This is a genomic window from Granulicella sp. S156 (genome assembly GCF_009766105.1).
Classification (GTDB): Bacteria; Acidobacteriota; Terriglobia; order Terriglobales; family Acidobacteriaceae; genus Granulicella.
This window is the reverse complement of record NZ_LMUH01000013.1, coordinates 886,666-900,528: the sequence shown is the minus strand read 5'-3', so window position 1 is coordinate 900,528 and position 13,863 is coordinate 886,666. Positions and strand designations below refer to the sequence as shown.

Below are 13,863 nucleotides of genomic sequence, written 5' to 3'. Positions count from 1 at the left end.
CCTTCCGCTCATGTACCGCTCTCGCCTGCGCCTGGCTTAGACTCCAGCTATATGTCGATACGACCTAGAGCGGAGGATAGAAACTAGAGCGTAGAGGAAAGAATACGGCAAGCCTGCATGATTTCTCTATGCTCTACACTTCTTCCCTCTACTGTCTGTCACTAGCTCGCGACGGCCAACTGAGCAGGCGCAGCCATCACTGACTGCACGTGCTTCTTCGGGCCGCGCTTGCGGGCTACGAGAATTCGAATACGGTCCAGCATCTCGGCTGGAGTACATGCGCCCTTGGGTAGAAAAGCATCTGCAGCGACCGCGCGATCGAAGTTCGACACGGTGCCTGACACCAGAAGTGCCGGCAGGCAGGGATGCAGTTGTTTGGCTCGTCGGACCAGCTCATTCCCATCCATCTGGGACAGGATCACTTCCGACATCAACAGGTCCACAGATCCTTGCATAGCGGTCTGGAGGTACTCCAGGGCTTCGGCTGCCGTGCGCACAGCCTGCACGCGATAGCCTCGCGTCTCGAGCAAAAACTTCCGCACTGAGAGAACCTGTTCATTGTCATCCACACACAAAATCGTCTTACGAGGGCGCATTGTCGTTCCTTCTTCAAGCCGGTGGTTTCCGGCCCGAGTGTCTTGCATTCCGTTATTTCGTTCATCGCCACAGCCTAGCGCTGAGCGTACGTACCGTTAGCTTGGGTCCTGCCACATCGTTCCTTCGCTCGATCAAGCCAAACATGCGTTCGCACCCCCAAAAGGCGCAAGTCAGGGCAGTCGCGCGGACAGTCACGTTTGTTGGCGTGAGAGTCTTGGCACGTTCCGCTTCTTTACGTTGACGGTGGAAAAGCGCGAGGCTCTCCTGCCCGCTTCGCAGGGCCGCAAAGACCCGAAGCAGTGCCCCGAGTCTCGAAGGCCGCAACGCGGCCCTCAAGAATCGTGGGTTGTGAAAGAGGCCCTCCGGCTGCCGTGCCCGGCACCCGGCCGCTTCAAAAAATAGCGGCACAAGGGTGCTGAGGCGGCGTTAGAGCCGGCCTTTTTCAACGCAAATTTTCAGTAAAACAGGCGAAAGTTTCCTGCCGCACGGGCGTAATCCCGATAGGCGATTTGCTGACTCTACTGGGGGGAACCTGCCGTGGCAATGGCGAATTTATAGCGAAAACGCAACAACTTCGTCATAGCGCATCCACCGCTCCTAAGGAACCACCCGTCGCTATTGACGTTTGCGGGTTCCAGGCTGTGGGAAACTCGTGGTTCAGGGCAGGAAAAACGCTCCAGTTGCCACAGGAATGGTGCGTCCCGAAACATGCACGTAACGAACCTCGCCGTCTACCAGACTCGCCTGCGCCGTGATGCGGCTGGGTCTGAGAATTTCGATTCCCTGCTCGATCACGACCGACTCAGCCGACTGCGCGAGGCCGTGCCGCACCAACCATGAGATGGAGCATCCCGCCGCAGATCCTGTCGCCGGATCTTCGCCTCCATAGAACTGCATGCGGGCGTGCCATTGCGTTCCGCTCGTCTGTTCCGTGGGCGCGATGCAGTAGATGAACTTCGCATCGCTCTGCGCGAGCCAGGCGGTCGCCTCACGCTGCGAGATCATCAAACTCCGCAAAATCTCTATCGAGCGCAGTGGGACGATGCAGAACGCCAAGCCGGTCGACACCGTCTGCGGCAGAGGCGCTGCCAAAAGATCCGCATCCTGCAGGCCAAGGGCTGCTGCAATCTCTGCGCGAGGGTGTGTTTTACCGAACACAGGATCGTTCTGCTTCATCGTCGCGTGCACGCCATGCTCCCCCTCGCTGCGAGGCGTGAATCGCACCGTGATGGGTCCCACGTCCAAGAGCAGAGTGATGCTCTCGGCTCCACGCAGGGTTGGATGGTTGAAGTACAGCCAACTGGCCGTGCCCAGCGTCGGATGCCCCGCGAATGGCACCTCTTCCTGCGTAGTGAAGATCCTTACGCGCACGCCATGGATGCGTTCGCTCTCTGGATCGTCGCCAGGCACAATGAAGGTCGTTTCAGCAAGGTTCGTCTCGCGGGCCAGTGCCTGCATCTCATCGCTGGTGAGCGATCGGGCATCGTGAAACACGGCCAGCGGATTGCCCTGCAACGGTTGTTCGGCGAAGACATCCAGCACGGAATAGTCGAGTTTGCGAGTCATGAGATCAGTGTAGACAGTGATAAGTGAAGAGTGATAAGTGATAAGTGATAAAGCGGATACGTCGTACCACTTCATTTGCCGGGCATCACTCACTTGTCACTCTTCACTTGCCACTCTTCACTCGCATTTGACACACTCGCGCTCCCGCCGTACCTTAGAAATCACCGCCTCTGGGGCAAACGGCTCCACGATGGCGGTACAGAATTTGGATTCGCATGACTCTCAACGCCTCGAACTCGACCCTCATATGCTGCTGCTGTGGTTGCTGTTGCTGCGGCCCTGCACGGGTGAGCGGATGAGCGAATCGAGACGATAGCCTCAAGCGTCTAGAAACGAACATCGAGACCCACCCAAGGCCCTGGCCTGGTGGGTTTTCTGCTTTGCTCGGCAATCTTAAAAAGCTCCTCACCAATTAGCTTCAAACGACTTCCAAAGGCAGGTAAACAAGATGTCCCTCCGCATCAACGATGTAGCTCCAGACTTCACCGCAGAGACCACCCACGGCACCGTCAACTTTCACGAGTGGATCGGCGATAACTGGGCTGTGCTCTTCTCCCACCCCAAAGACTTCACGCCCGTCTGCACCACGGAGCTCGGCGCAGTGGCTGCCCTTGAAGGCCAGTTTGCGCAGCGTGGCGCCAAGGTGATCGGCCTGTCGGTCGATCCCGTCGAAAGCCACGGCAGATGGGCGCAGGACATCGAGGACGTAGGTGGCCACAAGGTCAACTATCCGATCATCGGCGATCCAGAGCTGAAGGTCGCAAAACTCTACGACATGCTGGCCGCCGACGCCGGCGAAACCAGTGAAGGCCGCACTCCCGCGAATAACGCCCCAGTGCGCACCGTCTTCGTCGTTGGCCCGGACAAGCGCATCAAACTGCAGATCGCTTACCCGATGACTACCGGCCGCAACTTCGACGAGGTCATTCGTGTGCTCGACTCGCTGCAGTTGACCGCGAAGCACAAGGTCGCGACTCCGGCAAACTGGAAACAGGGCGACGATGTGATCATCACCGGTGCTGTCTCCAACGACGAGGCCGACAAGATCTTCCCCGGATACAAGACGGTGAAACCGTATCTCCGTACAACCGCTCAGCCTCAGTAACTGAGTGCTATAGAATTGTGCTTCTGTTCGCTCGAGCAGAAGCACCACGAGCACCGGTGGCGAAGTGGCTAACGCGCTGGTCTGCAAAACCAGTATTCGCGGGTTCAATTCCCGCCCGGTGCTCCAAAAATTACTGTCAAACAGGGCTCTTCGATACTCGAAGAGCCCTGTTTGCCTGAGACTTCTACGAGACTGAAAAAACCTTCCTAATCTGATCCAGGTAGCCGTATCCGTTGAGCGTGTCGGGTTCCAGATAGCTACCCTCAGTCCATTCATTCCAGGAGTTGATCGTCAGAATTTTCTGCTTTAAATCGCTGCGGCGATCAAGAAAATCCTTTGCAGACCGAAGTGCCTTGCCGAAGTTCTCAGGGGTGTTTCCCTGAACAACCGGGAGGAATGGATATCCCTTCTCGATGTAGATATCCGACTGGCACGCCCGGGGCGACGAGTCCCATCCTACTGAGACGTTGGGGAAGTAGGGCTTGCCGAGCTTTTCAGACGCAGTCTCGCGGTAGGCTTCGTAGGTCTTGGCCATTGCGCTGTACTCCGTCACTGGGAAGTCAGGCAGTTGGGCATGATGCAGCCAGACATAGGACGTCGTGCTGTCCACCTGTAGCTGCTCAAGAAGAACCTTCAGATCAGGAACATCGGTTTGTCCTGGGAGCAGCTTCACCCCCCAGGTCACAGCGTTGAAGTGAAGATCGCGAAAGCCAGCGGCCTTCGTCTTCTGGCGAAACTCCGCGATGGCGCGAGCAGCACCGGCTACTCCGCCCATGCTCGCTACGAAGTTGAAGAGCTCGTAGATGGAGAAGTAGGGACATCCGTCGATCATCCAATAGCTTGACGATTTGAAGTACGTTTCAACGACATGGTCGGTGATGGTGCGAAACGTTTCGGGGGTTACCTTACCTGGGAATTGGAGTCTGGGGGAAGACGAGAGCTTCGCCGGCTGGATGTCAAACCAGTCATGATTCGCCCACATGATGGCGAACTTCAGATCATTCCTGTTGGAGGCACCAAGATAGCCTTTCTCCAGCGCCGACTGGAGGAAAGGGCCGTCGTCATACCAATACCAATCGAAGATAAAGGCGGAGAGGCCGGCGCTGGAAGCAGCCTTTATCTTGCGTTCGAAGACAGTGGGGTTCGATTCATCCTCATAGCCCCAGAGCGGAACCTTCGGCTGCAGATGTCCTTTGAATCGAGGCCGAGCCTGCTCGACGAGTCGCCATTCGGTCCAGCCGGGGCCGTGCTGTGCCTCGTTGCGGGGGTCGACGTGATAGTTGCCAAAGTAATAGGCAGCAACGTCGTATTCACGAGATACCGCGTGTTCTGTCGTGTGCAACGATTCGGCAAGTGTGCATGGCAGTCCTGCAAGTGCCGTGGCCCCAAGAGCACCCATAAACGTCCTTCGGTCGGTAAAGCTCATGCAATGACTCCTCGGCAATTGAAGATGCTCCTATACGCAGATGTGGCGCCACGCGGCATGGAAACACGGCCTCTAAGGCATACGACGGACTATCGAGTGTGAATTAAGCATCTCCCCGAAAGGCGTCAAGCCAAACACATGCGAAAGCAAATTGTAAATTTATTCAAATGAAAAATATTGCAGGAAACGGCCCATCGAACGTGCCGGCATCTTATCTTTTCTTGACAACGGTCTCACTACCTACCTAGAGTGTCATTTACGGTAACGTAAACGGAAGTCAAAATCTAAGGATTTACAGTGTTTTAGCAGGCCTTAGATTTGCCGTCCAAAAGTGCCATAACGGGTTGATCGGATAGAGCATGCCACAGCAGAAAGCTTACGAGGACAGGGAGAACATGGTTTCGGAGGGCCCAACCGTTTCGAAGTTGCAGCTGCCGGCAGCGCCTCTCAGTGAAACAGGCTCCGTAAAGGCCTGGGAGGAGCCGGTGCTGATTCAGACTTATATGCCTGCGACTCCCGACCCCAATCCGCTGTTCCTCGAAAAACGTGTCTACCAGGGCAGCAGCGGCCGCGTCTATCCCCTGCCGGTCATCGACCGTGTCGACACGGAGCCGCAGGTTCATCAATGGAAGGCCGCGCACATCGAGAATGAGTTCATACGACTGATGATCCTGCCGGAGATCGGTGGTCGAATTCAGATCGGACTGGATAAGCTCAACGGCTACGATTTCTTCTACCGTCAGAACGTCATTAAGCCTGCGCTTGTGGGCCTGGCGGGCCCCTGGATCTCGGGTGGAGTCGAGTTCAACTGGCCGCAGCATCACCGGCCCGCTACCTTCATGCCCGTTGAGTTGACGATCGAACACGATTCGGACGGATCGGTGACGATCTGGTGCAGCGATCATGATCCTATGGTGCACATGAAAGGGATGCACGGCATATGCCTGCGTCCGGGCAAAGCGTATCTCGAACTTCGCGTTCGGCTCTACAACCGGACGCAGGACACGCAGACCTTTCTCTGGTGGGCAAATGTTGCAGTTCGAGTGAATGAGAGGTATCAGTCCTTCTTTCCAAAGGATGTCCGGTTTGTTGCGGATCACGCCAAGCGCGCTGTCACGGAGTTTCCTCTCAGCCGGGGATCTTATTACGGAATTGACTATGGACAGAGAGCCGTCGATGGTGTGCCCGACGACGAAAGGCCTGCGCATTTTGTCCCGGATGGATCCTATTCTCCGAACGATCTAAGTTGGTACGCGAACATTCCGGTTCCAACGAGCTACATGGTCGCGAATTCAAAGGGTGATTTTGCCGGTGGCTACGATCATGGTTTGCAGGCGGGCATGGTTCACGTCGCCGATCATCACATTGCTCCGGGGAAGAAGCAGTGGACCTGGGGAAACCAGGAGTTCGGCTATGCATGGGATAGGAGTCTTACCAACTCCGACGGACCCTATGTTGAACTTATGGCCGGCGTCTATACGGATAACCAACCTGATTTCTCCTTCCTAGCTCCTGGCGAGACGAAGACCTTCAGTCAGTACTGGTATCCGATCCGTGAGATCGGAGTTCCCGATCTGGCGAATCTCGATGCAGCCATTCGCGTTGAGAGAGCACCCAGCAAGGTGATCGTTCACCTCCTCGTGACCCGCGAACTGCCTAACGCGACTCTCTCCTTGCAATCCGCGGGGCGGCAGATCGCAAGCTGGCACGGTACGCTCCTGCCAGAGCACGCCTTGCATACAGAGTTCGTGATCGATGGCAATCCGCAGGAGATAGAAGCGGTTCTGAGGGCTGGTGAGGAAGAGGAGGAAGAAGTAATCCTTAACTACGCACCCGCCGAGATCGCTGTTGCTCCACGGCCAGAGACCGCTACTGAACCGGCACTACCTGAAGATATCGAATCGAGTGATGAACTTTATCTTGTTGGCCTTCATCTGGAGCAGTATCGCCATGCGACTCGCGACCCAGTGCCGTACTGGAAGGAGGCGATTCGCCGGGACAGCTCCGACAGCCGGTCGAACCATGCTCTAGGAAGATGGCATCTGAGACGAGGTGAGTTTTCGATAGCCGAACGCTATCTTCGCACCGCCATTGCACGCCTGACAGAACGGAATCCCAACCCCTACGATGGGGAACCGCATTACAACCTGGGACTGACGCTGAACTACCAGGGTCGAGTCGCCGAAGCCTATGAAGCCTTCTACAAGTCCACATGGAATGCCGCGTGGAGGGGGCCTGCATACCATCGCCTGGCAGAGATCGACTGCGGACGCCGGCAGTGGAAGCGAGCGCTCGATCACCTCGAACGTTCGCTGAGAGCAGATGCCGACAACCTGAATGCACGCAACCTCAAAACAATCGTGCTTCGACAGCTAGGCAAGAGCGTCGAGGCTGCTAGCTGCCTTACAGCGACGTGCGAGCTTGATCCTCTGGATAACTGGAGTCGCTATCTGAACGCGCGGACAACGCCGAGAGACGGCCAGCAGAGACTGGACCTGGCGTTTGATCTATTGCGAGCAAATCTACTGCAGGATACTCTCGACATCCTCACGGTGAACCAGAGTGAGGCAAACGATGGAGCGTCCACCATGCAACTCTATGGCCTGGCACACGTCTATCACTTGCTCGGACGCAAGAGAGAAAGCGAACAGACCTATCGACTGGCAGCTGCCGCCAACCCAGCCTATGTGTTCCCCAGTCGGCTTGAGGAACTTCTGCTACTCGAGGCCGCGATAGAGCGGAACCCACTGGATGCGCGGGCTCCCTATTATCTGGGCAATCTGCTCTACGACAGAAGACGCCATGAAGACGCCATCCAGCTATGGGAGTGCGCTGCGGAACTAGATCCTCAGTTCCCAACGACATGGCGGAACCTTGGATTCGGATACTACAACATCCGTCACGATCAGAAGAGCGCGCTTGACGCGTTTGCACGAGCACGAGCGGCTGCTCCTCATGATGCCCGCATCGCGTATGAGCAGGACCAGTTACTAAAGCGAACGGGCAAAAGCCCAGAGCGGCGGCTTGCAGCTCTGGAACAAATGCTGGAATTGGTGGCCTCGCGCGACGATCTCTCGGTGGAGCTTGCCACACTCTACAACCAGGTTGGGCAGCCGCAAGAGGCCTTGAAGGTATTGCTCTCCCGTCGATTCCAGCCCTGGGAAGGCGGCGAAGGTTTAGTGCTGGCGCAGTTCGTTCGTGCCAATCTACTCCTTGGGCAGAAAACACTCGCCGGACACAAGTCGAACGCAGCCATTCGCAGGTTTGAGGCCGCATGGAACTTGCCCGAGAGTATCGGCGAAGCCAAGCATCTGCTGATGAATCTCAGCATGATCGACTATTGGCTGGGGGTTGCGCATGCAGCCAGTCTCAGCAACGACCTGGCATGCCACCACTGGGAGCGTGCAGCGACGGTCCGTGCAGACTTTCAACAAATGCAGGTTCATTCCATCTCAGACACAACCTACTGGAGCGGGAAGGCACTCGCCAAGCTCGGAAGAGACGATGAAGCCAGGAGGGTCTTTCGGGAGATATTCGAATACTCTCTCAAGCTGGAACACCAGACTCCACAGATCGACTATTTTGCGACTTCCCTGCCAGCCATGCTGCTCTTTGAAGAGGACCTGGTTCTGAGGCAGGAGATCTCCGCAAAGTTTCTGCGTGCGCAAGCTCTGCTGGGCTTAGGGCAAATAGCGGAAGGAACAATTCTGCTCAACGAGGTGCGTAAGCTTGACGCCAATCATTCCGGTGCCGCGGATTTGTTGTCGACTCTCGAAATGGCCGTGATCTAGCCATGCAAATTATTCCCGCCTCTCCGAGTACGGGCGCTCCCACAATTCCGGCCCAAAGTACCACCTACCTTTGGACGATTGCACTGGTGGCAGCCATGGGCGGACTGCTCTTTGGCTATGACTGGGTCGTAATCGGCGGCGCTCGCCAATTCTACGAGGGCTACTTCCACCTCACCTCGGAACAACTCATCGGATGGGCCAATGGCTGCGCCCTGATTGGATGTTTTGTTGGTTCTCTCCTGGCGGGATATGCAGGCGAACGCTTTGGACGAAGACGCGTCCTTCTCGTCGCAGCAATTTTGTTTGCTATCTCCTCAGCGCTCACGGGATGGTCTTACTCGTTCTCGGCTTTTGTTTTTTGGCGTATTGTCGGCGGTACAGCGATTGGGCTGAGCTCTAATATTTCTCCGTTGTACATTGCAGAAATAAGCCCGGCAGCGATCCGTGGCCGGCTCGTCAGTCTGAACCAATTTGCGATCGTGAGTGGAATTCTATTGGCGCAGATTGCGAACTGGCAGATCGCGCGACCAGTGCCAGACCAGATAAGTCATGTCGCATTCCTACAGTCCTGGAATGTTCAGTACGGATGGCGCTGGATGTTCTGCGCCGTAGTGGTGCCGGCAGTTGTATTCACGATAACGTCGCTCTTCATCCCTGAGAGTCCTCGCTGGTTGTTGGCAAAGGGGAAGGAAGCTTCGGCGTTCGAGGTTCTCACCAAGATTGGTGGCTCCGCCTATGCTCAGAACGAAGTAGCCAATATCAAGAGGACCTTGCATCTGGAAGAGTCTATGGATACCTCCTGGCGAGAACTCCGGATGCCAGGGACCAGGAAGATCGTTTTGATCGGTGTAGGTCTCGCCGTCCTGCAGCAGTGGACAGGTATCAACATCCTCTTCAATTACGCCGCAGAGGTTTATCGAAGTGCGGGGTACGGAGAAAACGACATCTTTCTCAATATCGTGATTACGGGAACGATCAACCTGATCTTCACTGTCCTTGCCATGTTGATCGTCGATCGAGTTGGACGCCGTCCGATGATGCTGTATGGCTGCATCGGTATCGGGCTGTCGCATCTCCTGTCCGGGATCGCCTACCACGCAGGCTGGCATGGCCGAGCGGTGTTGCTACTTACGCTCAGTGCCATTGCCTGTTATGCGCTCACGCTTGCTCCAGTAACGTGGGTACTCATCTCGGAGATATTTCCAAACCGCATCCGATCCCAAGGCGTGTCTTTAGCAGTGTGTGCCTTGTGGCTCTCCTCTTTTGCGCTCACGTATACCTTTCCATGGATCAACCGTAATCTCGGCAGTTCAGGCACATTCCTCGGATATGGTGGGATTTGTATTGTCGGTGCCATCTTCGTGCTCCTCTTTGTGCCGGAAACAAAGGGTCAGACGCTAGAGGAAATCGAGTCCAGAAACCTGTCTTCTAATTAGCAAAAGATCGAGACCAGCCACGCAGTGAGCCAAACGTCGCGGTGCGGCAACGTCCTGCAATCGTTTCCAATTGGAAACGATAACGGAATATTGGTTCAAAGCTAAGACTTCTCACATTTACCCACTAATACCGCGATAAACGAAGCTATTGTTTATTCTTGACAGCTTTCTAGTGAGAGGCATAGTGTGATGTACCGGTAACGTACACTATCGCAGTTTGTACCTATCGCTTCCTCACGGAAGGTCAAGATGCTGCGTTCGATTCAGAGAGGTAACTATGAGATCAGTGAAGAGAGTTTGCAGGAAGGAAACATCCATGACAAAGAGAAGACTGCAAGAGATCTATGAACGAATCGCGCAGAGTACGCTATTCCTACTTTGTTTATTGGGGATTCTATCGATCAACCGCACAGCCATGGGGCAGGTTGACCAAGGTGCAATCACCGGCATCGTAAAGGACACGAGCGGCGCAAGCGTTCCGAACGCGGCCGTCACGGTAACGAACCCGGATACAGGGTACGTCCTGCAGGGAACCTCAAATGGAAGCGGCGTCTATGTCTTCTCGCCGCTGAAGATTGGTACCTATGCCTTGAGCGCCACGGCAAAGGGATTTGGAACAACCAAGCAGGAGAACCTCCACCTCGATGCGGAACAGAGATTATTCGTGGTGATGACGCTTAAGCCGGGGGCGATAACGGAGACTGTCACAATTACCGAAGCTGAGCCCTTGTTGCAGACACAGGATTCAGCCGTAAGCCAGGTGATCAGCGCAAAAGAGATCAACGATACCCCGCTCAACGGAAGGAACTGGGTCTATATCGCGCAATTGACGGCTGGCGTTGCGCCGCCTTTTGGAAATACGCGCGGCAGCGGCAGCGGCGACTTCGTAGCCAACGGCCAGCGCGCCGAGCAGAACAACTTCATTCTCGATGGTGTGGACAACAACACCAATCTGGTAGATTTTCTCAACGGCTCCAGCTATGTCATGCGGCCTCCGCCGGACGCACTCTCCGAGTTCAGCCTCCAGACCAGCAACTTCAGTGCTGAGTTTGGGCACTCCGCAGGTGGTGTCATGAACGCCAGCATCAAGTCGGGGACCAACCAGATCCACGGCGATCTGTGGGAGTACCTGCGCAACACCAACCTGGACGCGATCAACTGGAACGCGGGTCCTGACGCAAAGGTTCCGCCGTACCACCAGAACCAGTTTGGAGCCACGCTCGGATTCCCCATTTGGAAGAACAAGCTCTTCTACTTTGGCGATATCGAGGCCAATCGTATTTCCATCAGCAACCCAACGCTGATCAACGTGCCGACGGCGTTGATGAAGCAGGGTAACTTCTCCGAACTACTGGACGGCACCTTGACCGGCGTCGGCGCACCAACCCTGCTGTATGAACCAAACTCAGCCGACAAGAGCAAGCCACTGACCTGCAACGGACAACTGAACGTTTTGTGCTCCAACCAGATCAACGCAGTCGCTTCGACTATCCTCAACCTGTATCCAGCGCCAAACGCCAATAACGGAAAGACCTATAACAACTACCTCGTCAATCTCGGCAACAGCGACAATGTTGTCCAATGGGATCAACGCCTGGATTGGAGCATCCGATCGAGTGATCAGGCCTATGCCCGCTACAGCTATCTGCACGAGATCAAGACAAACGGTCTTCCGCTAGGTCCACTGTTGGACGGCAGTGGCTATGGCGGTCAGTACGATACCAACCTGGCCATGAACTTCATGGGCAGCGAAACCCACATCTTTACGCCCACCCTGACCAACGAGTTTCGCTTCGGCTACAACTGGGGCGTCTTCAACTTCCAGCAGCCGAATGCCAACAATCCCACAGTCGCTACTTCTCTGGGGCTGGGACCGCAGTCACCCGATCTAAAACCAGGCCAGTATGGTCTACCGTTGGGTTATGTGAACGGCACGATCCAGCAGTGGGGTTCGGAGGCCATCAGCAGAGAGTCTCAGAACGTCTATCAGATCCTGGATAACGTAACGAAGATATGGGGCAATCACTCGCTGAAGTTCGGCATCTCGCTTCAGGCCGTCCGGTTTTACTACATTTATGCCCCCTCTGATCTTGGTGAGTATCACTGGAACGGTCAGTACACGGGGATACCTGGTACAGCCAATACCGGCTCAGCCGTCGCCGACATGCTGACGGACCAGGAAAACTATGCGACCGTCTCGCGAGCACCCAACGTCAACGATGCTCAGTGGTACAAGGCCGGCTACGCGCAGGATGATTGGAAGCTAACACGGAGGCTGACCCTGAACCTGGGCATCCGTTACGACTATTACCAGCCCTACAAGGAGAACGCAGGGCAACAGGCCAACTTTGTCGTGACCGGGCCGTTGGGCATAGGCACCGGCTCCGGCGCCTTCCAGTTGCCGAAGAGCCAGCAGAACGTTCCCCTGGGTGCGCCGTTCCTTAGCGTACTGGCGAAGGATCACGTCAGCGTACAGTACGTCGACAACGACCGGCTGGTAACAGGACAGAAGACGAACTTCGCTCCACGCATCGGCTTCGCCTACCAGGCACAACCGACCACAGTTGTCCGCGGCGGTTTCGGGATCTTCTATGGCGGCCTGCAGTCGGAAGGCAACGGAAACCTCGGAGCAAACTTCCCCTATTCCAACCAGGCGAGCTTCACGGCTCCAACCTGCTCCACGGAGAACTGCCCATCGCTAGCCGCGCAAGGCATCACGCTTCAGGCTGGACTGCAGCCCTCTCTCGGGGCAGGCCTGCAGACATTTGTCTCCCAGCCCGGATTCCACTCCATTGACCCGGAGGTAAAGACTCCTTACACGATGAACTACAGCTTTGGGGTGCAGCAGGCAATCTCTTCTAACCTTGCTGCCACCATCAGCTATGTGGGCAATGTCTCCCGTCACCTGGAGCTGTATTACGCACCGAACACCGCGCCCGGTCTATGGCGGCCTAACACCAATATCAACCCCTTCAATCCATTCCCGGACCTCGGCGGCATCGGCCAGATCCACTACGGAGGCGTAAGCACCTACAACTCGCTCCAGACCAAACTGGAGAAGCGCTATTCGCATGGACTGTCCTTCCTGGCAACCTATACCTGGTCACATGCTCTCGATGACGCCAGCGATGCAGGTGGGCTCTTCACGGGAATCGGCAACCGCAACCAGGCGCTGATTCCATTCATCGACGAGCTTACAAACTCGGTCTTTGATATTCGCCATCGCGTCACCGTCAACGGCAACTATGAGTTGCCGTTCGGTAAAGGGAAAGCATTCCTGAACCACTCGCGCTGGGTCGACGAGACGATCGGCGGCTGGGCATCGAGCCTGACCTGGGCAGCGCAGACCGGCGTCCCCTTCACCGTATCGCCGAACGTCAGCACGGCGGCCAATGGCAGCGGGCGCGCTATAGTCGTCCGCAATCCGTACAGTGGTGGCGGCATACCCGATCCAACCAACCCGAGCCTCACCTCCTGCCCCGCTGAGGTGCAGACAAAGCTGAACTACATCAACCCCTGCGCCTTCCGCAACCCCATTCCGGGAGAGACAATTGCGGACGCTACACACCCGGTGGGGTCCGTCAATTCGGATGGCGTTCCTGTCCTGTACGCTTCACCAGTCACCGACAAGGCTACGGCCATCGCTCTCCTTGGCGGTGTGCAGAATAACGTATACGGCCCGGGGTACTACCAGGTGAATATGTCTATCTTCAAGACGTTCTCAACCTGGCGCAAGCAGAACCTGCAGTTCCGTGCGGATGCTTTCAACATACTGAACCATCCAACGTTAGGAAGTCCTAACGGATCCATGAACGCGAATGGAGGTCTGATCTCTGGCCCGAAGACCTTCCAGAACAACACACCGGATGCTCGCTTCTTCCAGCTATCGCTGAAGTACGTGTTTTAGTGCCCGGTAAGTCACCTACAAAAGAAGATGAAGGG

7 protein-coding genes and 1 tRNA gene are annotated in these 13,863 nt (G+C 55.9%); 5 read left to right on the top strand and 3 right to left on the bottom strand.

Going from position 1 to position 13,863, the window contains the following annotated elements:
- Positions 1-161: 161 nt before the first annotated feature.
- The gene (locus GSQ91_RS13420; protein ID WP_158822149.1) at positions 162-596 is read right to left on the bottom strand and encodes a response regulator; all 435 of its coding nucleotides are present in this window, start codon (positions 594-596) and stop codon (positions 162-164) included.
- A 658-nt stretch (positions 597-1,254) separates the two neighbouring features.
- On the bottom strand, positions 1,255-2,163 hold the full coding sequence (locus tag GSQ91_RS13415; protein ID WP_158822148.1) for a PhzF family phenazine biosynthesis protein: 909 nt from the start codon (positions 2,161-2,163) through the stop codon (positions 1,255-1,257).
- A gap of 448 nt (positions 2,164-2,611) precedes the next feature.
- On the opposite strand from GSQ91_RS13415, the gene GSQ91_RS13410 reads away from it, so the two are divergent.
- Both GSQ91_RS13410 and GSQ91_RS13405 read left to right on the top strand, forming a co-directional pair.
- Positions 2,612-3,268, top strand: coding sequence for a peroxiredoxin (locus tag GSQ91_RS13410; RefSeq protein WP_158822146.1), 657 nt, complete (start codon positions 2,612-2,614; stop codon positions 3,266-3,268).
- Between the two features lie 50 nt (positions 3,269-3,318).
- Positions 3,319-3,394: transfer RNA gene (locus GSQ91_RS13405), tRNA-Cys, on the top strand.
- Between the two features lie 58 nt (positions 3,395-3,452).
- Here GSQ91_RS13405 and GSQ91_RS13400 read toward each other — a convergent pair.
- Positions 3,453-4,694, bottom strand: a complete 1,242-nt coding sequence (locus tag GSQ91_RS13400) for a glycoside hydrolase family 99-like domain-containing protein (protein WP_158822145.1) — start codon at positions 4,692-4,694, stop codon at positions 3,453-3,455.
- A 359-nt stretch (positions 4,695-5,053) separates the two neighbouring features.
- On the opposite strand from GSQ91_RS13400, the gene GSQ91_RS13395 reads away from it, so the two are divergent.
- The 3 genes from GSQ91_RS13395 (at position 5,054) to GSQ91_RS13385 (ending at position 13,828) form a co-directional block, all read left to right on the top strand.
- Positions 5,054-8,485 (top strand): DUF5107 domain-containing protein, encoded by a 3,432-nt coding sequence (locus tag GSQ91_RS13395; protein WP_254064565.1) that lies wholly within the window; start codon positions 5,054-5,056, stop codon positions 8,483-8,485.
- Positions 8,486-8,487: 2 nt separating this feature from the next.
- Positions 8,488-9,921 (top strand): sugar porter family MFS transporter, encoded by a 1,434-nt coding sequence (locus GSQ91_RS13390; protein ID WP_158822143.1) that lies wholly within the window; start codon positions 8,488-8,490, stop codon positions 9,919-9,921.
- 316 nt (positions 9,922-10,237) lie between these two features.
- The gene (locus GSQ91_RS13385; protein ID WP_158822141.1) at positions 10,238-13,828 is read left to right on the top strand and encodes a TonB-dependent receptor; all 3,591 of its coding nucleotides are present in this window, start codon (positions 10,238-10,240) and stop codon (positions 13,826-13,828) included.
- Positions 13,829-13,863 lie beyond the last annotated feature (35 nt).

Coding starts and splice junctions, on each gene's coding strand:
- GSQ91_RS13400 (WP_158822145.1), bottom strand. CDS start 4,694: ATGAGCTTTACCGACCGAAGGACGTTTATGGGTGCTCTTGGGGCCACG.
- GSQ91_RS13390 (WP_158822143.1), top strand. CDS start 8,488: ATGCAAATTATTCCCGCCTCTCCGAGTACGGGCGCTCCCACAATTCCG.
- GSQ91_RS13410 (WP_158822146.1), top strand. CDS start 2,612: ATGTCCCTCCGCATCAACGATGTAGCTCCAGACTTCACCGCAGAGACC.
- GSQ91_RS13395 (WP_254064565.1), top strand. CDS start 5,054: ATGCCACAGCAGAAAGCTTACGAGGACAGGGAGAACATGGTTTCGGAG.
- GSQ91_RS13385 (WP_158822141.1), top strand. CDS start 10,238: ATGACAAAGAGAAGACTGCAAGAGATCTATGAACGAATCGCGCAGAGT.
- GSQ91_RS13415 (WP_158822148.1), bottom strand. CDS start 2,163: ATGACTCGCAAACTCGACTATTCCGTGCTGGATGTCTTCGCCGAACAA.
- GSQ91_RS13420 (WP_158822149.1), bottom strand. CDS start 596: ATGCGCCCTCGTAAGACGATTTTGTGTGTGGATGACAATGAACAGGTT.